Origin of the sequence: Sulfuricella denitrificans skB26 (assembly GCF_000297055.2) — a bacterium.
Classification (GTDB): Bacteria; Pseudomonadota; Gammaproteobacteria; order Burkholderiales; family Sulfuricellaceae; genus Sulfuricella; species Sulfuricella denitrificans.
The window spans coordinates 871,933-897,294 of record NC_022357.1 but is presented as its reverse complement, the minus strand read 5'-3'; the positions used below and the strand labels follow the sequence as shown (position 1 = coordinate 897,294).

Genomic DNA, 25,362 nt, shown 5'->3' with positions numbered 1-25,362 from the left:
TCTGGAGCACCATAATGATCCTGATCCTTTCCCCCAATGCCCAGCCCGACAGCAACGAATACCGCCAACTGCTTGACCACCTGGACCACTTACCCAAGATCAAGACCCGCATCCACCAGGAAAAAGGCGCCCATCAGACCCTGACTGAAATCTACCTGATCGGCGATACCGCCGCGCTATCCATCGAGGACATGGAAAGCCTGCCCGGCGTCGAGCGCGCCGTGCGCATTTCCGAGGAATACCGGGTGCTGGGGCGGCACAAGGACGACCATCGCCCCACCCATTTCGAATACAACGGCGTGCGCTTCGGCCAGGACAACCTGAACGTCTTCGCCGGCCTGTGCGCGGTGGACACGCCTGAACACGTCGAGATGATGATGAAGGCACTCCAGGAACACGGCCAGGTCTGTACCCGGATGGGCGCCTACAAGCCGCGCACCAGCCCCTACGCCTTCCAGGGCCACGGCAAGGACTGCTTGCCCTGGGTGTTCGAACTGGCCGGCAAATACGGCATCAAAGTGATCGCCATGGAAATCACCCATGAGTCCCATGCCGACGAGATCCTTGAGGCCCTGAAACAGACTGGCAACCCCACCGGGGTCATGCTTCAGATCGGCACCCGCAATACCCAGAACTTCGAACTGCTGAAAATTGTCGGTCGCCAGCGCGAATTTCCGGTGCTGTTCAAACGCGGCTTCGGCATCACCCTCGATGAATCCCTCAACGCCGCCGAATACCTGGCCTCGGAAGGCAACCGCAACGTGGTGTTCGGCCTCCGTGGCATGAAAACCAACATGGGCGATCCGCACCGCAACCTGGTCGATTTCGCCCATGTCCCCGTAGTCAAGCGCCTGACCAGAATGCCGGTATGTGTCGACCCATCGCACTCAGTCGGCACCCGCAACCGCGCCCCGGACGGTCTGCTCGAAATCTTCCACGCCACCATGCAAGGGGTAATCGCCGGCGCCAACATGATCCTGGTGGATTTCCATCCGGCGCCCACCAAAGCGCTGGTGGATGGTCCGCAGGCGCTGCTGATGGAGGAGTTGCCGTTGTTCCTGGAGTGTGTGAGGAATGCGCGGGAGGCTTATGAGAAGAATGTCAGGCTGATGGGCGAAGCTAAAGCCAGTTAGCTACTTCAATGCAGGCCTACCATTTTGCCCCCGCGAACTATGGTCTAGACGACATACAACGCCGTAGGTTGAAAATTGCGACGATTGAAGACCTAAACGATCCCTTCGAACTGCTCTGCCTCGACCTTTCAAATTCAGACCTCCGTGCAGCTATTCTTGCGTGGAAAACGGATATTGCTAAGCGCTTTGGGATGGTTTGCTTTAGCCGTACTTGGCGTAATCCAGTACAGTGGAGCCACTACGCGGACAAGCATCGGGGTCTGTGCCTTTGCTTTAATGTTCCAGATGATTCAATACACCCCGTAACTTACTCAGGCCTACGCTCACGAGAGGATGCACGAGAGCTACTGGAGCGAGGAACTACAGACGAAGCCACAATCATAAAATTGCTTTCTACCAAGTACGCTCACTGGCACTACGAACAGGAGATGCGCGCTTTTTCCGAGCTCGAAGAACGCGACGCAGAAACACAGCTGTTCTTTGCAGGCTTTTCGGACAAACTGCAATTAACTGAAGTTATCGTGGGTGCAGAATCTGCAATTAGTCGAGCCGACGTAGAAATAGCGCTTGGCAGTCTAGCGTCAAGCGTACTCATCCGGAAAGCTCGACTTGCCTTCAAGTCATTTCGCGTCACAACTCAAAATAATGACCGGCTATGGGGCTAACCAATCATTCCACCGGACCTGCGCGAAAATCCGTGCGTGTCAGTGAAAATAATAGGGGGCGTAGCCCAAATTCCATTGCGCCTCATGTATTGTGTGCGCTGCGCGCAGATGCTTAGATGCCGGGGGCTGCCCGGCGGCAGGTTACTTTATTTTGCATTGCCCAAAATACAAGTAACCAAACAAAAGGGCACCCTGCCGCGCTGGCCCTGCGGGCTTCCTTCGGTTTGACGGACAAATTGGGCGACTGCGCAACTCGCCCTAGCGGGGTGCACACCCCGCACCCCACTGCGGAGCTCAGACAGTGCTCGCCTTCATCCCAATTAGACCGTCAAACCGAAGCGGCGCAGAAGGGAAATTTGGTTTTGTGGGCGTAGCCCGTGTTTGGGTGCCCTCCCCAGCGGGAGGGCTGGGTGGGGAGGGTCGGTTTTTTGGTCCCCTTGGGCCGCCGCCGAGTAGCGCAGGCAAGCCGGGGGATTTCTGCGAGGACTGTTTGAGGCCGCAGGCCGAGTTCCGCAGCAGCCCGGCTTGGTGAGCAACGCAGGGAACCCGTAGCGTAGCGAAAGGCGGGGGAGAGGGGCGGCTTTCTTTGGTTCCTTTCTTTAGCCGTTTAAAGAAAGGGACTAGCCCGCCGGGCTACCCCCGGCACCTAATCATCCGCGCGCAGCGCGACCCATCAAACCTTCAGCCCCCGCGCCAAATCCCTCTGAATATCCGAAACCGCCTCCAACCCAACCGCAATTCGCAGCAAACCATCCCCTATCCCCGCTGCTGCCCGCTGCTCGGGTGTGATGCGACCATGGGTCGTGGTTGCAGGATGGGTAATGGTGGTCTTGGTGTCGCCCAGGTTGGCGGTGATCGAAATCATCTGGGTCGAGTCCACCACGCGCCATGCGGCATCCTTGCCGCCCTTGACGTCGAAGGCGACGATGCCGCCGCCGGTCTTTTGCTGATGCTTGGCCAGCGTGTATTGCGGGTGTGAGGGCAGGCCGGGGTAGTAAACCCGCTCCACCTGCGGCTGCTGTTCCAGCCACAAGGCCAATTCTAGCGCGCTGCGCGAATGCGCTTCCATACGCAGCTTGAGTGTTTCTATCCCCTTCAGGAAAATCCAGGCGTTGAAAGCGCTCATGGTCGGGCCGGCGGTACGCAAGAAGACATAAACAGGGTCTATCACTTCCTTGCGGCCCAGAACGGCGCCGCCCAGCACCCTCCCCTGTCCGTCGAGATATTTGGTGGCGGAGTGGATGACGATATCCGCGCCGAGGTCGAGCGGGCGTTGCAGGATCGGTGTGCAGAAGCAGTTGTCCACCGCCAGCAGCGCACCGGCGTCATGGGCGATTTTGGCCAGGGCGGCGATGTCGCAGATCTCAGTCAGCGGGTTGGATGGCGTTTCGGCAAACAACAGCTTGGTGTTGGGTTTGAGCGCCGCACGCCAGGCAGCGACATCGGTCTGGGAAACGAAGGTGGTTTCGACGCCGAAACGTTTCATGATGTTGCCGAACAACTGCACGGTGGAACCGAACAGGCTCTGCGAGGAAACGATGTGGTCGCCGGCAGAAAGCAAGCCCATCACGGTGGCGAGAATCGCAGACATGCCGGAGGAGGTAGCGACGCAGCTTTCCGCGCCTTCCAGCACCGCCAGGCGCTGTTGGAAGGCGGTAACAGTAGGATTGGTGAAGCGACCGTAGATGTTACCCGGCTTCTGCCCTGAGAAGGTCGCTGCGGCATCTGCGGCACTGCCGAAGATGAAGCTGGAAGTCAGGTAGAGCGCCTCGGAATGCTCGTTGAACTGGCTGCGCTCGATGCCGGCGCGGATTGCCAGGGTTTCCAGCTCGTAATCGTCGTGTTCGTTCATTCTTCCCTCGCCAGGTTCAGATCCAGTTGCTTGCTCGATGAAGAGTCGCCCGATGGACGCGGAGTGTTGCGTGCATGCTCGATCTTCGCCAGATACTCCGGGGTGATGTCGCCGGTGATGTAACGGCCGTCGAAGCAGGAGGTATCGAAGCAGGCGATGGCCGGATTGGCCATCCGTACGGCGCGCTCCAGCGCATCGAGATTCTGGTAGATCAGTGCGTCGGCGCCGATCTCGCGGGCAATCTGTTCATCGTTTCGGCCGGTGGCGAGCAGTTCCTGGAGTGTCGGCATGTCGATACCATAGACGTTGGGGTAGCGCACCGGCGGCGCAGCCGAGGCGAAGAACACCTGGGTGGCACCGGCTTCGCGCGCCATCTGCACGATCTGCTGGCTGGTCGTGCCGCGCACAATTGAATCGTCGACCAGCAGCACGTTCTTACCCTGGAATTCGATGCCGATAGCATTGAGCTTCTGGCGCACCGACTTCTTGCGCATCGCCTGGCCCGGCATGATGAAGGTTCGACCGATGTAGCGGTTCTTGATGAATCCTTCGCGGTAGGGTACTCCTAGTGCGTTCGCCAGTTGCAGGGCACTGGGCCTGCTGGTGTCGGGGATCGGGATCACTACGTCAATTTTCAGGTGGCCGAAATCGGTACGGATTTTCTCGGCCAGGCTCTCGCCCATACGCAACCGGCTTTCGTACACTGAGACCCCGTCTATCACCGAATCCGGCCGTGCCAGGTACACGTATTCGAAAATACACGGATTGAGGGAGGCGCTGGCAGCGCACTGCTGGCTGTGGAAGTTGCCCTCAACATCGACCAGGATTGCCTCGCCCGGTGCCACATCGCGCAGCATTTTGAAGCCCAGCACGTCGAGCGCGACGGATTCCGACGCAACCAGATACTCACGCCCCTGTTCGGTATCGCAATAGCCGATCACCAGCGGACGGATGCCAAAGGGGTCGCGAAAAGCGATCAGGCCATAACCGGCAATCATCGCCACCACTGCATAGGCGCCCCGGCAGCGCCGATGCACCCCGGCCACCGCGGCAAAGACGGCAGCAGGATCAAGCCGGTGATTGGAAACGTTCTCCTGCAACTCGTGCGCCAGCACGTTGAGCAAAACCTCGGAATCTGAGCTGGTATTGACGTGGCGCAGATCCTGGCGGAACAGATCTTCCTGCAACTGCTCGGTGTTGGTGAGATTGCCGTTGTGGCCGAGAACGATGCCGAACGGTGAGTTGACGTAGAATGGCTGCGCCTCGGCGGAGGAAGAAGCGCTCCCCGCTGTGGGATAGCGTACATGGGCGATCCCCATGTTACCGAGCAGATTGCGCATGTCGCGGGTGCGGAACACGTCACGCACCAAGCCGTTGGCCTTGTGCATGTGGAAAGTGTTCCCCTCGCCGGTGACTATCCCCGCCGCATCCTGACCGCGATGCTGCAAGACTTGCAGTCCGTCGTAGAGCAGCTGGTTGACCGGGCTTTTCGCCACTATTCCTAAAATTCCGCACATGGTTAAATCACTCGTAACTAATTCGTTTAGACAAACCTTCAGGCAGCCACGGCTTCACATCTGCCGCGAACGCCTCCAGCGGCGCACTGAACATGGCATTGCGCCAAAACCCCTGATGCGGCAGGCTGGTCATCCCCGCCAACAGCACCAACGTAAGGACGATCAACCCTCCCCGCAGAAAGCCGAACAGCGCGCCCAGACCTTTGTCGTAGGTACCCAGTTTCATGGTTTTTATCAGTTCCGTCACGGCAATCGTCACCAGGCTCATCATCAACAGCGCGCCGAGAAACAACAGAACAAAAGCAGCAACAAAGCGCACCGACTCAGTCGGAATCGCCTCCGGCAACATGGGCGCAATTTCCACCGTATAGGCGTTGGCCACCCAGAATGCAGCCACCCACGCCAGCAGATTAAGCGCTTCGCGCACCAACCCGCGCAACAAGCCGAGGAGGATAGAGATACCGACAACGGCCAGCACCGTGTAATCGAAAAGCATCATCTTGTAGTTCTGCAAGGGGTAAAGAGTGAGGAGTGAGGAGAAAAGTCAAAGGCAACAACACTATCGCCGATTTCACCCCTCACCCCTAACTCCTCACTCCTCACTACGAACTCACCCTTTCTTCTCAGCAACCACACCATCCCGGATACCCGCCGCCTTCAGTTTAGCTTGTACCCGCTCTGCTTCCTGGCGGGTGGCATAAGGGCCAGCGCGCACACGCAGCTTGTCACCGCTCGGCGTTTTCACCGTTTCAGTGTAAAACTTGATCTTCAGCTCCGCCAGCCTGGACTGGCGCTCTTTGGCATTGGCCAGGTTGGCGAACGCGCCCAGTTGAATCTCGAATGGCACCACTTCCTGCTTGGAGGTAACCACAGCCGATTTCTCGTCCTTGTGTTTCGACTGGGGAGCGGGTTCCTTGACAGCAGGAACCAACTCGACGGAAGCTGCTGCTGCAGCTTTGGCGGATTCTGTGTCCTTGACAGGCGGGACAGGGGGCGCAACATGCGGGGTTTGCGTTTCGGCTGAAACCGGAGCCTGCACGGCCTTCTCTGGCTGTGGATGAGGCGAAGCTGGAGCTGGCGTCGGTTGCACGGGTGCTGTTCGGGAAACAAAGTCCCCGCTCGAACCCGGTGATGGAATGTTGATGGCAATATCCTGGCCGGACTGTCTGGACTCGCCGTCCAGCACCATGGGCAGGGCGATCACCATCACGGTAACCAGGGTGACCGCCCCGATCAGGCGCCTTCTTGCGCGTCGCCTGAGTTGGACTTCCTCGTCGCTCATCGCATACTGATTTGCCATAAACCCGTCATCCCTCAACCGCTGTTAGTATCATCGCTTCCGCGACAGTGTAAAAAGAACCAAAGACCAGAATTTTATCATCTTCGGCCGCCTTGGCACAGGCATGGCGATAAGCTTCCGCCACCGTCGGGAACGACTCGGCACGCTGCGCCAAATCTTCCTGTTCCAGAACGCGCATCAGTTCATCGGCGCTCGCGCCGCGTGGCTGCCCGATCCCGGCGACCCACCACAGGTCCACTTGTTCTTTCATCACCCGCACAACCCCGGCAATATCCTTGTCGCGCAACATGGCGAAAACGGCGATGACTTTCCCTGTCGGCGGCATGGCACGAAGATTTTCGGCCAGTGCCCTCGCCGCATGGGGGTTGTGCGCCACATCGAAAATCCGCTGCGGGCGTCCTGGCAGCACCTGAAAACGCCCAGGCACTACCGCCTCCAACAGACCACGACGGATGTCGTCGTGGGCCACCGGCAGCCGTGCCCTGAGCTGCTCCAGTGCGGCCAGGCAGGTCGAAGCATTACCCAATTGATAGTCGCCGCGCAAGGCAGGATAAGGCAGCGACAGGCGCAGCCCGTCGCTGCTCGTAAAACGCCACTGGTTCGGCTCCAGGCCGTCATAGCCGAAATCGGGACCGATCCGGCGCAGATTTGCTCCGATTTTCTCGGCATGGGCCAATACACTGTAAGGCACATCAAACTCGCCGCAAACGGCTGGCTTGCCGGCGCGGAAAATTCCAGCCTTTTCATAACCAATCGCCAAGCGACTGTCGCCGAGATATTCCATGTGGTCAAAGTCCACGCTGGTCAGTACCGCACAGTCGGTGTCGAAAGCATTAACCGCATCCAGCCTGCCGCCCAGCCCAACTTCAAGAATTGCCACATCCAGGCCGGCGCATGCAAACAACCATACCGCGGCCAAGGTACCGAACTCGAAATAGGTCAGCGAAACGTCTCCGCGCGCCTGTTCGACAGCGGCAAAGGCTGCGCACATGGCGTCATCGCTGACTTCTTCGCCATTAATCCGCACCCGCTCGTTGTAGCGCAACAGGTGAGGCGAGGTGTACAGGCCGACACGGTAGCCGGCGGCCAGCAGGACCGCCTCCAGCATGGTGCAGACCGAGCCTTTGCCGTTGGTGCCGGCGACAGTGATGATAGGAAATGAGGGACTCAGGTTAAGGCGCTGCTTTACCTCAGCCACCCGATCGAGGCTGAGGTCGATGGTTTTGGGGTGCAGTTGTTCTAGATAGCCCAGCCACTCAGCCAGGCTGTTCAGTCCTGAGTCCTGAGTGCTGAGTGCTGAGTTCATGGAAGAGCAGACTGGATCGGGGTTTTCCACTCAGGACTATTTACTCAGGACTGTGCCGAAGGCAAGCGCATCATCATGGTAATCAGGTTGGCCAGCCGGTCGCGCAACTCGCGACGGTCCACGATCATGTCGATCGCGCCATGCTCGAGCAGGAATTCGGAACGCTGAAAGCCCTCCGGCAAGGTTTCGCGCACCGTCTGCTCAATCACGCGTGGTCCGGCGAAACCGATCAGCGCATTGGGTTCGGCAATGATGGTATCACCCAGCATGGCGAAACTGGCGGAAACACCACCCATGGTAGGATCGGTCAGCACCGAAATGAACGGCAGCCTGGCTTTGGCAAGCTGGGTCAGCGCAGCGCTGGTCTTGGCCATCTGCATCAGCGAGGTCAGGCCTTCCTGCATGCGAGCACCACCACTGGCAGCAAAACATACGAACGGCAGATTCTGCTCGACGCAGACCTGAACGCCGCGCACGAAGCGTTCACCCACCACCGATCCCATCGAGCCACCCATGAATTTGAACTCGAATGCCGCCACCACCAGGGGCAAGGTTTTAATACTGCCCTGCATCACCACCAGCGCGTCGGATTCGCTGGTATCGCGCTGCGCTTCTGTCAGGCGATCGGTGTAACGCTTGCTGTCCTTGAATTTAAGAAAATCCACCGGCTGCAATTCCGCACCGATTTCGAAACGGCCTTCCGGATCGAGCAGCAGATCAAGCCGCGTTCGTGCCGACAGGCGGTTGTGATAACTGCACTTTGGACATACCTCCATGTTTTTTTCGAGGTCGGCGCGGTACAGCACGGCCTCGCAGGAAGGGCATTTGCTCCACAAGCCCTCGGGCATGCTTTTCTTGGTGCCCTCTACCTTGCGCTTGATTTTGGGGGGGAGTAATTTCTGGAACCAGCTCATTTTCTATATTCCTTATTTGTTGCCATCCATGGCATCCCGGAAGCTCTTCACCAGGTTGTAAACATTATCCAGCAAGGATGCAGCCGTCGAATTCTCGATTTCCTCCACGATGCGACTGCCAATCACAACTGCGTCAGCGATTTGTGACATGGTTTTTGCAGTCTGGCCATCCCGAATGCCGAAACCGATACCCACAGGCAGGCTGACTGCCGCCCGTATCTGCGGAATCTTCCTCGCCACTTCGGCAATGTCGAGAGTGGCCGAACCCGTCACTCCCTTGAGCGAAACGTAATAAATGAAGCCGCGTGCCAGCTTGCCAACCTGCGCCATCCTCGCTTCCGGCGTGGTCGGCGACAGCAGGTAGATCGGATCGATGTCATGGCGAGCAAGATGCTCCACGAACGCAGCACTCTCCTCTGGAGGATAGTCCACCGTCAGAACACCGTCCACTCCGGCCACTGCGGCAGCGGCTGCGAACTGCTCGTAGCCCATCGCTTCGATCGGATTGGCATAACCCATCAGCACCACGGGCGTCAGCATATCTTTTTTGCGAAACTCGACCACCATGCCGAGCACATCGCGAAGACTGACGCCATGCTTGAGTGCCCGCTCGCTGGCGCGCTGGATGGTCGGGCCATCTGCCATCGGGTCGGAAAACGGCACCCCCAACTCGAGAATATTCGCCCCCGCCTCGACCAGACGGTGCATCAGCGGCACCGTCTGGTCCGGCCCCGGATCGCCTGCGGTAATAAAGGGGATCAGGGCTTTTTTGCCCTGCGTTTTAAGTGTGCTGAAAGTGGCTGCAATACGTGACATGAATAGTATTTCGTCGAAAGAATGAATTTATGCAAACATCAAACGATGGCCCTTAGGCTGTGGCACAGGATCGCCAAACTCGCTGGCGGTATCAATCCACAACTGAATTGCCTGCTTAACGCTGGCCAACGCAATCTCCTGGCTCTCACCGTGTGCCATGCAACCTGGTAGTTCTGGTACTTCGGCAATGAAAGCATTGTCTTCATCGCTCCAATAAAGAATGATTTCGTATCTGTCCATTACAAACCTCCGCCAAGCTGATATTGGAGAATAATATTTCGTACTTGTCTCACTTGGTAAGGTTTGGCCTTGGCGCCATCCCTTTGCAAGTAGATCAACTGAGGCACCCCGGCCTTCCGGAAAATATGATGGCTACCGCGCGTCTTCTTCTCAAATCCAAGATCGCACAGCAGGCCGCATAACTCGTCAAACCCAATATTGCTATCCGACAGGCCGCGCAACAACTGAAACAGCAGCTTATCGTAATTCCCCATTAAAACTTGATTCCCGACAACTCCGCCACCGTGTTCATGTCCTTGTCGCCGCGACCGGACAGGTTGACCAGCAGAATCTTGTCGCGCGGCAGGGTGGGGGCAAGCTTGGCTGCGTAGGCCAGCGCATGGCTCGATTCCAGCGCCGGGATGATGCCCTCGAAACGGCACAGATCGTGGAATGCCTGCAGCGCCTCGGCATCGGTCACCGCGACGTATTCGGCACGGCCACTGTCCTTGAGCCAGCAATGCTCGGGGCCAACGCCGGGATAATCCAGGCCGGCGGAAATGGAATGGGTTTCAATAATCTGGCCGTTGGCATCCTGCATCAAATAGACCCGGTTGCCGTGCAGCACGCCGGGCGTACCGGCGTTCAGCGGTGCTGCGTGCTTACCGGTTTCGAGGCCGAGACCGGCCGCTTCCACGCCGATCAGCTTGACGTTCTCGTCGGTGATATAGGGGTAAAACAGGCCGATGGCGTTCGAACCACCGCCAACGCAGGCAATCACCGCATCCGGCTGGCGCCCGGTCATCTCTGGCATCTGTACCCTGGCTTCATTACCGATGACAGACTGGAAGTCGCGCACCATCATCGGGTAGGGATGCGGTCCGGCAGCGGTGCCGAACACATAGAAGGTGCTTTCGACATTGGTCACCCAGTCGCGGATCGCTTCGTTGCATGCATCCTTGAGGGTCTTCGAGCCGGATTCGACCGGCGTCACGGTGGCGCCCAATAACTTCATGCGGTAGACGTTCGGAGCCTGGCGCTTGATGTCCTCGCTGCCCATGTAAACCACGCACTCCAGCCCGTAACGCGCCGCCACAGTGGCGGTCGCGACGCCGTGCATGCCGGCGCCGGTCTCCGCGATAACGCGCTTCTTGCCCATGCGGCGGGCGAGCAAGGCTTGGCCGATGGCGTTGTTGATCTTGTGCGCGCCGGTGTGATTGAGATCCTCGCGCTTGAGGTAGATTTGTGCGCCACCGAGGCGGTCCGTCCAGTTTTTGGCATGATAGATCGAACTGGGGCGACCGACATAGTGCTTGAGTTCGTAGGCAAATTCGGCCTTGAACTCCGGGTCATCGCGATAGCGTAAGTATTGCTGACGCAACTCCTCGACAGCCGTCATCAGCGTTTCCGCCATAAAAATTCCGCCGTAAGGCCCGAAATGGCCGGTCTGGTCCGGCAAATCATACATCTGCACTTATTTACACTCCTTGGGGTTTGCACCCCTTACGTACTCCTTCAATGAACGCGGCGATCTTCGCCACATCCTTGATTCCTTTTGACTCCTCTACCCCGCTCGACACATCCACCGCCCACGGCCTCACTCGGCGAATCGCGTCTACGACGTTGGCAGGCTCCAATCCCCCGGACAAAATCACCGGGAGCGACAATTCAGCCGGTATCAGTTCCCAGTCAAAGGACTGGCCGGTACCGCCCGGCGTGCCTTCGACATAGGCATCCAGCAGCAGGCCTTGAGCTTTCTGGTAACGAATTGCGCATTGTACCAAATCCACCCCCGCTTTGACGCGAATTGCCTTCAGATAAGGAACACCGAAGCCGGCGCAGAATTCCGGCGATTCATCACCGTGAAATTGCAGCACATCTAGATGCACCTTGTTAAGTACCGCTTCCACCTGCTCTGCCGCTGGGTTGACGAACAAACCGACAGTGGTGACGAAGGGTGGCAGGGCGCGGGCAATCTCCGCTGCCTGCGCCGCTACAACGTGGCGCGGGCTGGGCGGATAGAACACCAGTCCTATGGCGTCAGCGCCAGCCTGAGCGCAGGCAAGCGCATCCTCGCTTCGGGTGATGCCGCATATTTTGATTCGGGTCATGCGTTGATTTCAGTGCAAAGGAGGAAGTTTAATCTCAGCTTAGCCAAACGCAAAATTCGGCATCCTCGAAAGATTCGGAATAGCCCATTTCGGATCGTATCCAATGCCAGCCAGATACAAACCATCCGGCGCGAAGGTGGGTGCGGAATGGATGCGGTTCCGATTTTCCAATAGTTCCAGCATCCAGGCGGGTGAGTGTTTGCCTTTACCGACATAGACCAGACTGCCGACCAGATTGCGCACCATGTGGTGGAGAAAGGCATTGGCGGTGAAGTCGAACAGAATCACCTTACCGCTGGTTGCTATCTCTATTTTTTGTAAATGCTTGATCGGCGACTTGGCTTGGCACTCAGCGGCGCGGAAAGCGGAGAAATCATGCTCTCCCAAAAGGAACTGGGCTCCCTGCCGCATCGCCTCAACATCCAGCGGCTGGTGAAACCAGCCCACCTTGCCGGAAAGTAGAACTGGACGTACCGGGTGGTTGAGCAGCAAATAGCGGTAGCTTCTGGATACCGCGCTGAAACGTGCGTGGAACTCGTCACTCACCGGCTGAGCCCACAGTACGCCGACACTGTCCGGCAGCAGAGCATTAACGCCGCGTACCCAGGCACTGTCCGGCCTTGTCACATCAGTATCAAAATGGACGACCTGATGCAGCGCGTGCACGCCAGTATCGGTTCGCCCCGCAGTCACCACACGAAGAGGTTCACCGGCGATGCCGGAGAGTGCTCGCTCCAGTATATCCTGCACGCCACAGCCGGAAAGCTGGCTTTGCCAGCCACAGAAATGACTGCCGTCATATTCCAGGCCGAGCGCGATCCTCATGAAACGCCCCGCGCCAGTAGCAGCCCGAACACCAGGACAGAGCACAATAATGCCGCGTAATCCGGGCTGGATAAATACCCTATTTCCAGTTTAATGCTCACCATTTCATGACTTGAGCCATGCAGTGCCGTTTGCAATCGTTCGCGCCATTCGCCGGAGCGGCGTGACCCGACCCGCTCGGCCTTTTCCGCATAATGCAGGGTTAGCCAGATGCGCGAGGCAATCCGATCAATATCCACCCCGATCAGAGCGAAAGGCCGCAGCAGAAAATACAGGCCCGCCAATATCCGGTCGCGTGAAGTCGTCGCCAGCAATAGTGCCAACGTGGCCAGCAAAGCAAGCAGGCGAAGTGCCTGGAGGCCACCCGACAGCAAGCCTTCCTGGCTGGGGCTGTAAGTCCCCAGGACAGCAACCGCCGCCACGCCGGGGGTAACGAAGGCGTACACCAGAATCAGGGAAATCAGCAACCAACGGCTGCGACGTAACAATTTGAGGTATTGGGGGGATTGCCGTAGTAACAGCGGCAGGGAAAACAAGAGCACGATCGCTGACAATTCGACCGGTCGCAGCCAGGGAACGCAAAAAGCAAAGGCCAGCCAGATCAGGATCTGGCTGGCCGGATGCAGGAACTCACCGCCTGCCTGCGGTGATTTTTCTACTGACACATCACCCCAGTTCAGCGAGCAGTTTCTGTGCTTCTACCTGTTGCTCAGCCGCTCCTTCTTTCAGCACTTCCTGCAAAATATCCCGCGCACCTTCCACATCGCCCATGTCGACGTAGGCTCTCGCCAGATCCAGCTTGGTCGAAACTTCCTGACCGCCGAAATCATCCGGCGAATCGATAGACGCCACTTTTTCCGAACCAGGCTCGCTCATATCCAGGCTGATACCTGAAAGGTCAAGGTCCGGAACAGCCACACCTTTTGATTCGGCGGGTGCACGGGTTTCCTCCTGATCCAGACTGAAATCGAAATCCAGCGGAGACTCTTCAACGGGAAGAGCAGCAAGTTCGATGGACTCCATCTCTTCACCCGCAGATGCAGCTTCCTCTTCAACGGAGAAATCGGGCATATCCAGGTTGTCCCCGACTTCCGCCATCTCATCCTCAGCGTCGGGGGCGGTGGTCAATCCACCGACATCGAGCCCCATCACTTCGTCTTTCCAACTCTCGGCGCTGATCAATTCCTCGGCAGATGCGGCAGGAGCCGCCTGAGTCGGCGCGCCAAGATCGAACTCCATCACGTTCTCATCCGACTCCATGACTGCCGCAGCCGGTTCTGGTGCAACGTCGGCAACGGTTGGAACACCCAGATCAAGATTGAAATCCAGTCCCTGGTCGGCAACCGGCTCTTCTGTCTCGACAACTGGTGCGGCCGCAGATTGCTCATCTTGATCACTCGCTTCAGTCAGCACATCCAGATCGAGGTCGAACCCTAGATCGGTAGCTGTTTCCTCAACGGGCAGGCTCTCCTCAGGGAGTTCCAGGAGTACATCAGGAATGGCTTCGGCTTCCGGCGCTGCGATGTCGAGATTGAAATCCAGGTCTGTCCCAACGGCTTCCTCAACAATCTCAGGACCACCCAAATCCATGGCGGCACCATGCTCTGCCGCCGCGACCAGACCCGCAGTGCCACCAGCCACAACCATGGTCTTTTCAAATGCCTCATCACCGGAGGCGGCAGGCTTCATTGCAGCGGCTGCTTTCGATTGCTCGCCATAGAGCGGGTTCTTCGGATCCAGGGTACGGCCCATTTCGGCCGCCTTGTCCCAGACCGGGCTGGGCTGACCGCCGAGCGCGGCATACATTTCTCCAGCAACGGCTTCGAAGGCATTCAGATTTTTGCGGCCGACATAAATCTCCAGCAGCTTGAGGCGAATTTCGTGACGATTGGGGTCCTTGAGCAGCGCTTCCTTGAGGATCTCTTCCGCCTGCGCATCACGGCCGTAGGCCATGTAGACCTCAGCCTCGGCGATGGGATCAACTTCGTTGGTATCAATCGACCCTAATCCGGCTTGGCTGAAATCTGTCAAAAACGAGGTGTCACTGGTGTCTATCTTGCCGCCGCCGGTACCGCCCAGAACCGTGTTGGCCTTGAGATCACCATGGGTCATTATGCTGTCTTCGAAACTGGCAACGCTTTTCTTGCGTCTAGCCACAACCGCTTTCACACCCAGCAGGCCTAGCAACAATATTGCCACTGCGCCGCCACCCAGATAGATCGGGTTTCCCATCGCTTCATCGAGGAAGGATGCTTCCGGCTTCTTCTGCTCAACGAGGACCGGTTTGGGTTTCTTCGGCTCGACGGCGGGTTTTTCTTCAGCCAGGGGGGATTTTTCTGCGACCGCAACCGCAACTTGCTGCTCTGTAGCGGGAGCGGCAGGCTTTTCTTCAGGCTTGGCCACTACTGGCACAACAGGCGCGGGGGCAGGCAATGCCGCCGGCGCTACCTTGGTTGCGGCAGCTTGTTTCTGCAGATCCGACAGGCTCTGATTTTTCAGCTCCAGCAACTTCTGCATTTCCTTGATGTTCTTTTCCAGGTCGGAGATGCGCTGGTTGGCCTCAATGATTGCCTTTTCCTTGGCCGTGGCTTCTTCATGCAGGGCCTGGATCTGCCCCTTCATCGCCTGCATGTCCTTGCCACCAACAGCCGCGCCCGGCTTTGCTCCACCCATGCCTTCACTCTTGGACAGCTTGAGAACATCCGTGGCGGATTCTTTCGCTGCAGTGGCCTTGTCTTCCACTGCGGTGGTTATCTTGCCGCTTACTGCCTGCCTGGCCGTGTCTTCCTGCACCGGCTTAGCCTCGGAGACGGCAGCCGCCAGCTTCTGACGGTATGCATGCCAATCGGCGGAATGCGCTCGCACCTGCTTGGCGGCCTCGTTCGCTTTCAGCTCTTCGACTTGCCCGGCCTCAGGCACGCGCAGAATCTGGCCTGCCTTCAACCGGTTCATGTTGTTGCCAGAAAACGCCTGCTTGTTAGACTGAAACAATGCGACCAGCATCTGCTCCAGACTGACGCCCTCTGGCTTCAAAGCAGAAGCTATGCCCGATAGATTCTCGCCCTTCCTGACTGGGCCATAGGCTTCCTTTGCAGGCTTACCCTCTCCGGCAATTTCAGCCTTCGCTTCATCTTTTGCCCGCAGCTTCTGGTCCGGGGGAATATTCGCCCTGATTTCCGGCTTTTCAGCACCACTCGGCGCATCAGCCGGTTGAGCCGCAACTGCCGCTGCCTGCGCAGGCGCAGCTGAAGCAGGTTTGACCACCGGAACGGCTACCGGCGAAGTTTCTGCCTGCTGCGCACCGTAACCGGGAGGGTCAAGCAGGATGGTGTATTCACGGACCAGACGACCGGCGGGCCAATCGAGCTCGATCAGCATATCCAGGAAGGGTTCGTCTACAGGTTTTGTGGAGGTAATCTTGAGATAGGGCTCGCCGTTTTTTTTCTGCTCCACACTGAAGCGCATGGCAGAAAGTACGGAGACACGCTCTATTTTCGCCTCCTTAAAAGCCTCGAAGGAGGCAAAACGGGCACGAATTGAGCCGAAGTCTTTCTTGTCCACCGCAAGCAGGTCAATTTCCCCCCTGAACGGTTGCCCCAGGGTTGACATCACCGTCAACTTGCCCAACCCAGCCGCAAAGGCGGGGAGAGATGCCGCCAGCATCACTCCGGCAGTCAACCAAGCTGTTTTCTTAAATTTTCGATCCATGCCACCCTCATTAGATTTTTTGGCTAGGCTAACTAAATTAACATCATGAAGTTAGGGATGCAAGCTAAAACTGCATGTTACATTGGGCTGTAAGTAGATAGATTAATTACAAGTTTGTAACCTCAACATGGCCAAATCAACCGGAAAAAACGAAGCCCCAATCGATACCACTGTCATCGTACCGGTTGGGGCTAGAAATCGCTGTTCACTCTTCGATCAGAATTCGCAGCATGCGGCGCAAAGGTTCGGCCGCACCCCACAGCAACTGGTCGCCGACGGTAAATGCCGACAGGTACTGCGGACCCATATTGAGCTTGCGCATACGGCCAACCGGTACGGTCAACGTGCCAGTCACTGCCGCAGGAGTAAGATCTTTCATGGTAATTTCGCGGTCGTTGGGTACCACTTTCACCCAGTCGTTGTGCGCGCCGATGATGGCGTGAATCTCATCCAGCGGCACATCCTTGCTCATCTTGATAGTCAGCGCCTGGCTGTGGCAGCGCATCGCGCCGATGCGCACGCACAGGCCGTCGATGGGGATCTGGTTGCCGCTGCGGCCAAGGATCTTGTTGCACTCGACCTGCGCCTTCCACTCCTCCTTGCTCTGACCGGACTCAAGCGCCACGTCGATCCACGGAATCAGCGAACCGGCCAGCGGCACTGGCCAGGCATCCACGGGATAGCGGTCGGAGCGAATGAACTCCGCCACTTTCCGGTCGATCTCCAGGATCGCCGAGGCCGGGTCGTTTACCAGCGCTTTCACTTCGCTGTCGATGGCACCCATTTGCTGAATCAACTCACGCATGTTACGTGCGCCGGCCCCTGAAGCGGCCTGGTAGGTCATCGGGCTGATCCACTCGATCAGGCCCTTGTCGAACAGCCCGCCGATCGCCATCAGCATCAGCGAAACCGTGCAGTTACCGCCAACGTAAGTCTTCACTCCCTTGGTCAATCCGTCCTTGATCACGTTCTTGTTGACCGGGTCGAGGATGATGATAGCGTCGTCCTTCATGCGCAGGGTGGAAGCGGCGTCGATCCAGTAGCCATTCCAGCCGGCAGCGCGCAGGTCGCCATACACTTCCTTGGTGTAGTCGCCGCCCTGGCAGGAAATAATGGCATCCATTGCCTTGAGTTCGGCGATGTCCCTGGCGTCCTTCAGCGGCGGAACATCCCTGCCGATATCCGGACCCTTGCCGCCCGGGTTGGAGGTAGTAAAGAACACCGGCTCGAAATGATCGAAATCTTTTTCTTCGCGCATTCGCTGCATCAGCACCGAACCCACCATGCCGCGCCAGCCAACCAAACCTACTCGCATCATTTTTCTTTCCTCAATCTTGGATAATCAAATTCTTTACAGCGCTGCCACTACGGCATCACCCATCTCGCTGCACGACGCCTTGCGCGACCCTTCGGTCCAGATGTCAGAGGTGCGTAAACCATTGGCCAGCACCTTCTTTACCGCATTTTCAATGCGCTGCGCCACTTCTTCACTGTTGAAGGTATAGCGCATCATCATCGCCGCCGACAGGATGGTCGCGAGCGGGTTGGCGATGTTCTGCCCGGCGATATCCGGCGCGGAACCGTGGCTGGGCTCGTACATGCCCTTGTTGTTGCTGTCCAGGGAAGCCGAAGGCAGCATGCCGATGGAACCGGTCAGCATCGACGCCTCGTCGGACAGGATGTCGCCAAATATGTTGCCGGTCACGATCACATCGAACTGCTTGGGCGCACGCACCAATTGCATCGCCGCGTTGTCCACATACATGTGGGAAAGCTCGACATCCGGGTAGTCCTTTGCCACTTCGATCATAATTTGGCGCCACAGTTCGGTGGTTTCCAGCACGTTGGCCTTGTCCACCGAGCAAACCTTGCGATTGCGCTTGCTGGCGATATCGAAAGCGACATGCCCGATGCGGCGGATTTCAGACTCCGAGTAGCGCATCGTATTGAAGCCCTCGCGCTCGCCGTTGGCATTGATGTGGATGCCGCGCGGCTGGCCGAAGTAGATATCGCCGGTCAGCTCACGCACGATCATGATGTCGAGGCCGGACACCACTTCAGGCTTGAGACTGGAAGCATCGGCCAGTTCAGGGTAAAGCAATGCCGGGCGCAGGTTGGCAAACAGATTGAGTTCCTTGCGGATGCGCAGCAAGCCCTGCTCCGGCCGCATCGGGCGCGGCAGGGTGTCGTAATTCCAGCCGCCAACCGCACCCAGCAGCACGGCATCGGCATCCTGCGCCAGCTTGAGGGTGGCCGCCGGTAGCGGATCGCCCGCCGCGTCATAACCCGCCCCACCGATCGGCGCTTCTTCCATCTCGATTTTCACGCCATCGCTGGACAGTGCCTTCAGTACCTTGACCGCCTGAGCGACGATTTCCGGACCAATGCCGTCACCCGGCAAAACTGCGATTCTCATTTCTTAATCCTTGTAAGGAGTAAGGAGTGAGGAGTGAGGAGTAGAGCGGGAATCCGCTTCTAACACCTTACCCCTCACTCCTCACTCATGAAAACAACCACGGTGTTTCGACTTTACGCCGCTCTTCATACGCCTTGATCTTGTCCGCGTTCTGCAAGGTCAGGCCGATATCATCCAGGCCGTTAAGCAGGCAATATTTGCGGAAAGGATCTACCGAGAAGCTGATCCCATGCCCGTCCGGCGTGGTGACCAACTGCTGCTCCAGATCCACCGCCAGGCGGTAGCCTTCGGCCGCCACTGTTTCATTGAACAGGCGGTCGATTTCTTCGGCATCCACCACTATCGGCAGAATGCCATTTTTGAAGCAGTTGTTGAAGAAAATATCGGCGAAACTGGGCGCGATGACAGCGAGAAAACCGTAGTCCAGCAGCGCCCACGGCGCATGTTCGCGACTTGAACCGCAACCGAAGTTCTCACGCGCCAGCAGGATTTGCGCACCCTGATAGCGCGGCTGATTGAGCACGAAATCCTTGTTGAGCGGACGGTTGCTGCAATCCTGTCCCGGTTCGCCGTGGTCGAGATAGCGCCACTCGTCGAACAGGTTCGGGCCGAAGCCGCTGCGCTTGATGGACTTCAGGAACTGCTTGGGGATGATCGCGTCGGTATCGACGTTGGCACGATCCAGTGGCGCCACCAACCCGTCCAACCGGGTAAATTTTTCCATTTACTTCACTGCCTTCTGAATAGACAGTAATGCAATCAATTTCTTCGCCATGGCAATTTCCTTAAACGTGTTGTTACAACCAATCCCGAATATCCATGAAATGCCCGGCAATTGCCGCAGCCGCAGCCATCTCCGGACTGACCAGATGGGTTCGTCCACCCGGACCCTGCCGCCCTTCGAAGTTGCGGTTGGAGGTGGAAGCGCAACGCTCGCCCGGCTCCAGCCGGTCGGCATTCATCGCCAGACACATCGAGCAACCGGGATCGCGCCATTCAAAACCCGCCTCGATAAAAATCTTGTCCAGGCCTTCTGCCTCAGCCTGCTGCTTGACTAGCCCGGAACCTGGCACCACCAGCACCTGCATGACATTCGCCGCCTTGTGCTTGCCCTTGACGATTTTCGCCGCACCGCGCAAGTCCTCTATCCTGGAATTGGTGCAGGAACCGATAAACACCTTGTCCACGGCAATCTGCGTGATCGGCGTATTCGCCTGCAGCCCCATGTAAACCAGCGCCCGTTCCATGCCGGAACGCTTGACCGGATCGGACTCCTGCGCCGGATCGGGCACCTTGCCGTCCACCGTAACCACCATTTCCGGCGATGTACCCCAAGTTACGCTGGGCTTGATGGCGGCAGCATCGATCTCGACCACCGCATCGAAATCCGCACCTTCATCGCTCACCAGGGTATGCCAGTTGGCCACCGCTTTGTCCCACAACTCGCCCTTGGGCGCAAAGGGACGACCCTTGATGTAATTGATCGTAGTGTCGTCCACCGCCACCATGCCGGCACGGGCGCCCGCCTCGATCGCCATGTTACACAAGGTCATGCGTCCTTCCATGGAAAGCGCGCGGATCGCCGAGCCACCAAACTCGATGGCATAGCCGGTGCCGCCTGCTGTTCCGATCTTGCCTATCACCGCCAGAGCAATGTCCTTGGCAGTAGCTCCCTTGCCCAAAGATCCCTCCACCCTGACCAGCAGGGTTCTGGATTTCTTCTGCAGCAAACATTGGGTAGCAAGCACGTGTTCGACTTCGCTGGTGCCGATACCATGGGCCAAGGCTCCGAATGCGCCATGCGTGCTGGTATGCGAATCGCCGCACACCACCGTCATCCCCGGCAAGGTTGCACCTTGCTCCGGACCAATGACGTGAACAATGCCCTGGCGCACATCACCCATCTTGAATTCGGTAATTCCGAAACTGGCGCAGTTGTCGTCCAAGGTTTCCACCTGAAGACGCGAAATCGGGTCGGCGATGCCCTGGGCACGACCGGTAGTCGGCACATTGTGATCGGCCACCGCCAGGTTGGCGCTCAGGCGCCACGGCTTGCGCCCGGCCAGACGCAAGCCCTCGAAGGCCTGCGGGCTGGTCACTTCATGCAGCAGGTGGCGGTCGATGTAAAGCAGCGTGGTGCCATCCGACTCGGTGTGCACCACATGGGACTGCCATAACTTATCATAAAGGGTTTGTGCGCTCATGACTGACTAGACGTCGAAAAACAGAAATTATGGCATATTTCTTGGCAAATCGGATAGTTGCAAGACGAAAACGGGACTTGTTATGCTTCCCTACAATCTCAACTTCCAAGCCACCAGCCCAAACGCCGCCAAAGCGAAAGCGGCCGCGATCGTAAACGTCACATTCGGCCCCAGCGTCTCCCAGGCCAAGCCGCTATACAGCCCGCCCAGCGTCCCTCCCGCCCCGAACGACACACTGTTGTAGAGCGCCTGCCCTTGGGCCTGATGCCTGCCTTTGAAAAAGCGGTGCACCATTTCCACCGCCGCCGAATGATAGGCGCCGAAAGTAGCCGCGTGGAGCAACTGGGCAACGACGATCACGGCAATCCAGCCCACCCCCCAGCCAATCATCAGAAAGCGCAACACGGCGAGGGCGAGACTGGCCAGCAACACCTGGCGCAGCGACACGCTGCGCAGCAGACGCGGCATCCACAGGAACACACCGATCTCGCACAGCACCCCAAGCGACCACAGCAGGCCGACACTGCTCTTGGCGTAACCATGATCGACCAGGTAGATCGAATAAAAAGTGTAATAAGCGCCGTGCGCTGCCGCCATCAGAAAACCGGCGCCGATAAAAGCCAGCACTTCAGGGCGACGAATGATGTGCCAGATCGGCAGATGGTCTGTGTGATGAGGCACCACCACCGCCTCCGGAATGTGGCGCGAGAACAGCAGCAGCGCGGCCAAGATAGCCAGCACTGCCCACAGCAACCAGCGGATCGCCACATAGTCGAACAGAAAGCCCAGCCCGATCACCGCGGCAATGAAGCCAACCGAGCCCCACAACCGGATGCGCCCGTATTTTGAGGTTTTTTCGCCGAGATGGCTGAGGGTAGTCGCCTCCACCAGCGGCAGGGAAGCGCTCCAGAAAAAGCTCATCAGCGACATCGCCACAAACAGCCAGGCGAAGCTGGAATTGAAGAATACCGGAATAAAGCTCAGCAGACTCAAGCCGACAGCAATCTGGACGATGGCAACGCGCTTGCCGGTGCGGTCAGCCACCATGCCCCAGAGATTCGGCGCGAAAATCCGCATCACCTGCAGCAGCGACATCAGCACGCCGATCTGGAACGCGTTAAATGCCAGCGATTGGAGGTACAGCCCCCAGAATGGAGCCATCGCGCCGACAAACGCGAAATAGAAGAAGTAGAAGCCGGAGAGACGCCAGTATGGGATGGAATGCATAGGCCGAATTTTAACACGCCACGGATGGGGTGAGGGGTGAGGGGTGTATTGTAGACGTTGGGAATTGAACTGACGGGCAGTGCCTTAATTCAAAATCTTGCGAATTACCATCCCAACCCATACCCGTCTATTGCCATTGGCATATCCACTGGCAGACTACGCCACGCAAGCTGACATCCCGGTTTCTCAAGGCCAAGCAAGAATCAGCACCCCGACAAGTATCAACAGCCCCCCCCAGCACCAGTTTTACCAAAAGAACCTCGCCGTGAAATATAACGCCGAGAACGATGGCAAAAGCCACTCTCAGTTTGTCGATTGGCGCTACCAGTGAGGCGGGGGCCATCTGGAGCGCGCGGTAGTAAAACAGCCAGGAAAATCCCGTTGCAAGGGCTGAAAGGACTAAAAAGGTCACAGAACTTCCAGCCCATTGGAGAACGACCATTCGCAACGGAGCATCTCGATGGCTGCTGTCATTCCGAGGATGATTACCGCCCGAATCAAGGTGGCGAGATTGGAGTTCAAACCTTCGACCCCGAGCTTTCCGAAGATCGCCGTCAGTCCAGCAAAAAATGCCGAACCCAGCGCAAACCATTGCCAACTTATGACCGCCTACCTCATTCGATATCCGGGGAGCCACGTGCGTGCGAACGGGCCTTCCGCCAAAACCACACCAAGCCTCCGCCGAGTAGTATCGCGATCAGCACGGCTTCCTCGATGTGTTTGAGGTCGGTGATCAGCGCATTGATCGCCTGTCCGAACAGATAACCCGCTCCTGACACCACCGACGCCCACAACCCAGCACCGATCAAATTCAGTATGGCAAAGTGGAGCATCGGAACACGACTCGAACCCAGCAATACCGGCCCAGCGATCCTGAGTCCATAGAGAAAGCGAACTGTCAGGATGAACAGGATTGCGTGGCGCTCAAGCAGCTCATGAACACGCGGCTTGTGCATTGCCAGTGCAGGAAAGCGTTCGATCAGCACATCGCCTTTCCAGCGCCCAAGCACGAAGGCCAACTGATCGCCCAGCGTGCCTCCGAACATGGCCACCAGGATCACGATAGGTAAGTCAAGCAGGCCACGATGGGCGGCGAAGCCAGCAGCGATCAGAATAGTTTCCCCTTCCAGCAGCGTGCCGGCAAAAACCGCCAGATACCCATATGACGCAACGAAAGAGCCAATCACGTTGGCTGCCTTTGCCGGTAGCTGAAGATCAACCCTGGGCCGTCTGGGCGCTCTTTCAGGTTGATCTCGCCACCCAGGCGAGTGGCGGCCTCCCGTGCTATGGCCAAGCCAAGTCCGCTGCCAGTGCCGGTAGCACCGGGCATCCGATAGAAAGCATCAAAGACGCGGTCGCGTTCCGCGGGTGGAATCCCGGTGCCACTATCGACCACCTCGATAACGGCCATGCCCCCATCGGCTGTGATCCGCAACGTCACCTCGCCGCCGGCAGGTGTGTATTTGATGGCGTTTTCCAGCGCGTTGCCGAGAATCAATCGTAGCGACTCCGGCGATGCTCGTAATGAATACCGATTGCCTTCCTCAAGGCCCAGATCGATGTCCTTGGCCTCAGCAGCAGGCAGGTATTGTGCAATCAGTTCACGGGTCAAGGCAGATACGTCCACAACGCTTTCCGTGCTGCCATCTGCCTGGGTCCTGGCCAGATTTAGCAACTGCTCGGTGAGTTGGCGGGCGCGTTCGATGCCAGCCTGTAAGGGCGCGACGCGTTCGTGCATGACCTCCAGCGAGTTCGCCTGACGCAGATTCTGCGCCTGCATGGACAGGGCGGCCAGTGGGCTGCGTAGTTCATGGGCAGCATCGGCAATAAAGCGCTGCTGCTGGCTCATCAGCTGATTGATTCGCACCAGCAAGCGGTTGATGGCTTGGACGAAGGGTATGATTTCATTCGGCAGCCCTTCCTCGTCAATGGGACTGGGGCGATTCGCCGTCTGTGCATCCAGACTGCGAGAGATCCGGGCGACCGACGTAAATTCTCGGCGGATGATGCGCACAATCAGCCAGGTCAGCAGTGGGAACAGGAGGAGCAAGGGAATCAGCGTCCGCAGGGCGCTGTTGATGGCGATTTCGTCGCGTGCATCGGTTGGCTGGGCGACAACGGCTCGCTCCCCCGATGATCCATCGTGAACAAAGACTCGTAGCTCCTCGCCTTTGGCGCTCAAGGTATGAAATCCGACTGACAAATGCTCTGGCAGCCATTCCGGGCGAGGATTTCCAGTCAACCTGACGACCAGAATGCGGGACTCCGGGTCGTTGAGGGCGACATCGCTCTTGCCCGGCTGCGCGGGTTCTGCGGCACCCTTGACGGCAAGGACAGCAATCTGTCGCAGCATGTCGTCCTGGAACTCCTTGGCTTCGCCATACGCCAACATGAAGGAGGCTACGGCAGCAATCATGCCGGACAACAGAATGGCCGCACCCAGCATCAGTGACAGATGACGTTGCAGTGACCGATTCATGTCGCTCGATCCACCATCCAGCCGGCGCCGCGTATGTTCTTGATGACATCGGCGCCGAGCTTTTTGCGGATACCATGGATCAGGAAATCCACGGCATTGCTTTCGACCTCTTCATTCCAGCCATAAATGCGCTCCTCCAACTCGGCCCGGCCCAGGATTGTACCGGGGCGAAGGAGCAGCGCATGCAAGAGGGCAAACTCGCGTGCGCTGAGCAGTTCCACGGCTTCGCCGCAGCGTGCCTCGCGCGTGGCAGGATCTAGACTGAGTTTGCCGTTGCTCAGCAGGGGCGCGGCCTGCCCGCCTTGGCGGCGGATAACCGCACGTAGCCGGGCCAGTAATTCATTCAGGTCGAACGGCTTCATGAGGTAATCGTCGGCGCCGAAATCGAGTCCCTTGATCCGGTCATCTACGCCATCGCGGGCGGTAATAACGATGACCGGTACTCCATTGCCGCCCTGCCGCAATCGCCGCAGCACTTCGAGTCCGTCACGCTTGGGCAGCCCTAGGTCGAGCAGAACGGCCTGATGCTCGCCGTCGCGCAGAACGGTGTCGGCCGCCACACCATCAAGCACCCAATCCACGGCATAGGCAGCATCCTTGAGGGCTACTGACACCGCTTCACCGATCATCGGGTCATCTTCGACTAGCAAAATTCGCATTATTCGGTACT

General features: G+C 58.0%; 25 protein-coding genes. 2 read left to right on the top strand and 23 right to left on the bottom strand.

Annotated elements, in window-relative coordinates:
* Positions 1-14 precede the first annotated feature (14 nt).
* Both SCD_RS04435 and SCD_RS04430 read left to right on the top strand, forming a co-directional pair.
* The gene (locus SCD_RS04435; RefSeq protein ID WP_009206319.1) at positions 15-1,133 is read left to right on the top strand and encodes a 3-deoxy-7-phosphoheptulonate synthase; all 1,119 of its coding nucleotides are present in this window, start codon (positions 15-17) and stop codon (positions 1,131-1,133) included.
* 8 nt (positions 1,134-1,141) lie between these two features.
* A complete protein-coding gene (locus tag SCD_RS04430) occupies positions 1,142-1,798 on the top strand; it encodes a DUF2971 domain-containing protein (RefSeq protein WP_009206320.1) in 657 nt (218 codons plus the stop codon).
* A 673-nt stretch (positions 1,799-2,471) separates the two neighbouring features.
* Here the strand turns inward: SCD_RS04430 and SCD_RS04425 are convergent.
* The 23 genes from SCD_RS04425 to SCD_RS04315 form a co-directional block, all read right to left on the bottom strand.
* Complete coding sequence (locus SCD_RS04425; RefSeq protein ID WP_009206321.1) at positions 2,472-3,650, bottom strand: O-succinylhomoserine sulfhydrylase; 1,179 nt, start codon at positions 3,648-3,650, stop codon at positions 2,472-2,474.
* Positions 3,647-5,167 carry an amidophosphoribosyltransferase gene (gene purF, locus SCD_RS04420; protein WP_041673320.1) on the bottom strand — a complete coding sequence of 507 codons (1,521 nt, stop codon included), beginning with the start codon at positions 5,165-5,167 and terminating at the stop codon, positions 3,647-3,649. The genes SCD_RS04425 and purF overlap by 4 nt, the downstream gene beginning before the upstream one ends.
* Before the next feature lie 7 nt (positions 5,168-5,174).
* Positions 5,175-5,666, bottom strand: coding sequence for a CvpA family protein (locus SCD_RS04415; protein ID WP_041673319.1), 492 nt, complete (start codon positions 5,664-5,666; stop codon positions 5,175-5,177).
* Between the two features lie 111 nt (positions 5,667-5,777).
* Positions 5,778-6,467 (bottom strand): SPOR domain-containing protein, encoded by a 690-nt coding sequence (locus SCD_RS04410; RefSeq protein WP_021035782.1) that lies wholly within the window; start codon positions 6,465-6,467, stop codon positions 5,778-5,780.
* 7 nt (positions 6,468-6,474) lie between these two features.
* Positions 6,475-7,773: a bifunctional tetrahydrofolate synthase/dihydrofolate synthase gene (gene folC / locus SCD_RS04405; protein WP_051338770.1), complete on the bottom strand. Its 1,299-nt coding sequence runs from the start codon at positions 7,771-7,773 to the stop codon at positions 6,475-6,477.
* A 44-nt stretch (positions 7,774-7,817) separates the two neighbouring features.
* Positions 7,818-8,687 carry an acetyl-CoA carboxylase, carboxyltransferase subunit beta gene (gene accD / locus SCD_RS04400; protein ID WP_009206326.1) on the bottom strand — a complete coding sequence of 290 codons (870 nt, stop codon included), beginning with the start codon at positions 8,685-8,687 and terminating at the stop codon, positions 7,818-7,820.
* Between the two features lie 12 nt (positions 8,688-8,699).
* Complete coding sequence (gene trpA, locus SCD_RS04395) at positions 8,700-9,503, bottom strand: tryptophan synthase subunit alpha (RefSeq protein WP_009206327.1); 804 nt, start codon at positions 9,501-9,503, stop codon at positions 8,700-8,702.
* Positions 9,504-9,530: 27 nt separating this feature from the next.
* On the bottom strand, positions 9,531-9,743 hold the full coding sequence (locus SCD_RS04390; protein ID WP_009206328.1) for a type II toxin-antitoxin system HicB family antitoxin: 213 nt from the start codon (positions 9,741-9,743) through the stop codon (positions 9,531-9,533).
* Positions 9,743-9,997 carry a type II toxin-antitoxin system HicA family toxin gene (locus tag SCD_RS04385; RefSeq protein ID WP_009206329.1) on the bottom strand — a complete coding sequence of 85 codons (255 nt, stop codon included), beginning with the start codon at positions 9,995-9,997 and terminating at the stop codon, positions 9,743-9,745. The genes SCD_RS04390 and SCD_RS04385 overlap by 1 nt, the downstream gene beginning before the upstream one ends.
* Complete coding sequence (gene trpB / locus SCD_RS04380; RefSeq protein WP_009206330.1) at positions 9,997-11,196, bottom strand: tryptophan synthase subunit beta; 1,200 nt, start codon at positions 11,194-11,196, stop codon at positions 9,997-9,999. The genes SCD_RS04385 and trpB overlap by 1 nt, the downstream gene beginning before the upstream one ends.
* A gap of 4 nt (positions 11,197-11,200) precedes the next feature.
* Positions 11,201-11,833, bottom strand: a complete 633-nt coding sequence (locus SCD_RS04375) for a phosphoribosylanthranilate isomerase (RefSeq protein WP_009206331.1) — start codon at positions 11,831-11,833, stop codon at positions 11,201-11,203.
* A 39-nt stretch (positions 11,834-11,872) separates the two neighbouring features.
* Positions 11,873-12,658, bottom strand: coding sequence for a tRNA pseudouridine(38-40) synthase TruA (gene truA / locus SCD_RS04370; RefSeq protein ID WP_009206332.1), 786 nt, complete (start codon positions 12,656-12,658; stop codon positions 11,873-11,875).
* A complete protein-coding gene (locus SCD_RS04365) occupies positions 12,655-13,323 on the bottom strand; it encodes a CbiQ family ECF transporter T component (RefSeq protein WP_009206333.1) in 669 nt (222 codons plus the stop codon). Before SCD_RS04365 ends, truA begins: the two co-directional genes overlap by 4 nt.
* Before the next feature lies 1 nt (position 13,324).
* Positions 13,325-16,366, bottom strand: a complete 3,042-nt coding sequence (locus tag SCD_RS04360) for a FimV/HubP family polar landmark protein (protein ID WP_009206334.1) — start codon at positions 16,364-16,366, stop codon at positions 13,325-13,327.
* Positions 16,367-16,571: 205 nt separating this feature from the next.
* Positions 16,572-17,684, bottom strand: a complete 1,113-nt coding sequence (asd, locus tag SCD_RS04355) for an aspartate-semialdehyde dehydrogenase (RefSeq protein ID WP_009206335.1) — start codon at positions 17,682-17,684, stop codon at positions 16,572-16,574.
* A gap of 33 nt (positions 17,685-17,717) precedes the next feature.
* Positions 17,718-18,782 carry a 3-isopropylmalate dehydrogenase gene (leuB, locus tag SCD_RS04350; protein WP_009206336.1) on the bottom strand — a complete coding sequence of 355 codons (1,065 nt, stop codon included), beginning with the start codon at positions 18,780-18,782 and terminating at the stop codon, positions 17,718-17,720.
* Positions 18,783-18,867: 85 nt separating this feature from the next.
* Positions 18,868-19,506 carry a 3-isopropylmalate dehydratase small subunit gene (gene leuD, locus SCD_RS04345; RefSeq protein WP_009206337.1) on the bottom strand — a complete coding sequence of 213 codons (639 nt, stop codon included), beginning with the start codon at positions 19,504-19,506 and terminating at the stop codon, positions 18,868-18,870.
* A 73-nt stretch (positions 19,507-19,579) separates the two neighbouring features.
* Entirely contained in the window at positions 19,580-20,986 is a 1,407-nt protein-coding gene (leuC, locus tag SCD_RS04340) for a 3-isopropylmalate dehydratase large subunit (protein WP_009206338.1), read from the bottom strand.
* A gap of 90 nt (positions 20,987-21,076) precedes the next feature.
* Positions 21,077-22,213, bottom strand: a complete 1,137-nt coding sequence (locus SCD_RS04335) for an MFS transporter (protein ID WP_009206339.1) — start codon at positions 22,211-22,213, stop codon at positions 21,077-21,079.
* A 127-nt stretch (positions 22,214-22,340) separates the two neighbouring features.
* On the bottom strand, positions 22,341-22,655 hold the full coding sequence (locus tag SCD_RS16800) for an EamA family transporter (protein ID WP_232504430.1): 315 nt from the start codon (positions 22,653-22,655) through the stop codon (positions 22,341-22,343).
* A gap of 172 nt (positions 22,656-22,827) precedes the next feature.
* Positions 22,828-23,400, bottom strand: coding sequence for a DedA family protein (locus SCD_RS04325; protein ID WP_009206340.1), 573 nt, complete (start codon positions 23,398-23,400; stop codon positions 22,828-22,830).
* A complete protein-coding gene (locus SCD_RS04320) occupies positions 23,397-24,692 on the bottom strand; it encodes a sensor histidine kinase (RefSeq protein WP_009206341.1) in 1,296 nt (431 codons plus the stop codon). Before SCD_RS04320 ends, SCD_RS04325 begins: the two co-directional genes overlap by 4 nt.
* A complete protein-coding gene (locus tag SCD_RS04315; RefSeq protein WP_021035781.1) occupies positions 24,689-25,351 on the bottom strand; it encodes a response regulator in 663 nt (220 codons plus the stop codon). Before SCD_RS04315 ends, SCD_RS04320 begins: the two co-directional genes overlap by 4 nt.
* Positions 25,352-25,362: the final 11 nt, after the last annotated feature.

What these genes read in the sequence shown, in the direction of transcription:
- SCD_RS04435 (WP_009206319.1), top strand. Translation starts at nt 15, where the DNA reads ATGATCCTGATCCTTTCCCCCAATGCCCAGCCCGACAGCAACGAATAC.
- SCD_RS04430 (WP_009206320.1), top strand. Translation starts at nt 1,142, where the DNA reads ATGCAGGCCTACCATTTTGCCCCCGCGAACTATGGTCTAGACGACATA.
- SCD_RS04425 (WP_009206321.1), bottom strand. Translation starts at nt 3,650, where the DNA reads ATGAACGAACACGACGATTACGAGCTGGAAACCCTGGCAATCCGCGCC.
- purF (WP_041673320.1), bottom strand. Translation starts at nt 5,167, where the DNA reads ATGTGCGGAATTTTAGGAATAGTGGCGAAAAGCCCGGTCAACCAGCTG.
- SCD_RS04415 (WP_041673319.1), bottom strand. Translation starts at nt 5,666, where the DNA reads ATGATGCTTTTCGATTACACGGTGCTGGCCGTTGTCGGTATCTCTATC.
- SCD_RS04410 (WP_021035782.1), bottom strand. Translation starts at nt 6,467, where the DNA reads ATGGCAAATCAGTATGCGATGAGCGACGAGGAAGTCCAACTCAGGCGA.
- folC (WP_051338770.1), bottom strand. Translation starts at nt 7,773, where the DNA reads ATGAACTCAGCACTCAGCACTCAGGACTCAGGACTGAACAGCCTGGCT.
- accD (WP_009206326.1), bottom strand. Translation starts at nt 8,687, where the DNA reads ATGAGCTGGTTCCAGAAATTACTCCCCCCCAAAATCAAGCGCAAGGTA.
- trpA (WP_009206327.1), bottom strand. Translation starts at nt 9,503, where the DNA reads ATGTCACGTATTGCAGCCACTTTCAGCACACTTAAAACGCAGGGCAAA.
- SCD_RS04390 (WP_009206328.1), bottom strand. Translation starts at nt 9,743, where the DNA reads ATGGACAGATACGAAATCATTCTTTATTGGAGCGATGAAGACAATGCT.
- SCD_RS04385 (WP_009206329.1), bottom strand. Translation starts at nt 9,997, where the DNA reads ATGGGGAATTACGATAAGCTGCTGTTTCAGTTGTTGCGCGGCCTGTCG.
- SCD_RS04375 (WP_009206331.1), bottom strand. Translation starts at nt 11,833, where the DNA reads ATGACCCGAATCAAAATATGCGGCATCACCCGAAGCGAGGATGCGCTT.
- truA (WP_009206332.1), bottom strand. Translation starts at nt 12,658, where the DNA reads ATGAGGATCGCGCTCGGCCTGGAATATGACGGCAGTCATTTCTGTGGC.
- SCD_RS04360 (WP_009206334.1), bottom strand. Translation starts at nt 16,366, where the DNA reads ATGGATCGAAAATTTAAGAAAACAGCTTGGTTGACTGCCGGAGTGATG.
- asd (WP_009206335.1), bottom strand. Translation starts at nt 17,684, where the DNA reads ATGATGCGAGTAGGTTTGGTTGGCTGGCGCGGCATGGTGGGTTCGGTG.
- leuB (WP_009206336.1), bottom strand. Translation starts at nt 18,782, where the DNA reads ATGAGAATCGCAGTTTTGCCGGGTGACGGCATTGGTCCGGAAATCGTC.
- leuD (WP_009206337.1), bottom strand. Translation starts at nt 19,506, where the DNA reads ATGGAAAAATTTACCCGGTTGGACGGGTTGGTGGCGCCACTGGATCGT.
- leuC (WP_009206338.1), bottom strand. Translation starts at nt 20,986, where the DNA reads ATGAGCGCACAAACCCTTTATGATAAGTTATGGCAGTCCCATGTGGTG.
- SCD_RS04335 (WP_009206339.1), bottom strand. Translation starts at nt 22,213, where the DNA reads ATGCATTCCATCCCATACTGGCGTCTCTCCGGCTTCTACTTCTTCTAT.
- SCD_RS16800 (WP_232504430.1), bottom strand. Translation starts at nt 22,655, where the DNA reads ATGGTCGTTCTCCAATGGGCTGGAAGTTCTGTGACCTTTTTAGTCCTT.
- SCD_RS04320 (WP_009206341.1), bottom strand. Translation starts at nt 24,692, where the DNA reads ATGAATCGGTCACTGCAACGTCATCTGTCACTGATGCTGGGTGCGGCC.
- SCD_RS04315 (WP_021035781.1), bottom strand. Translation starts at nt 25,351, where the DNA reads ATGCGAATTTTGCTAGTCGAAGATGACCCGATGATCGGTGAAGCGGTG.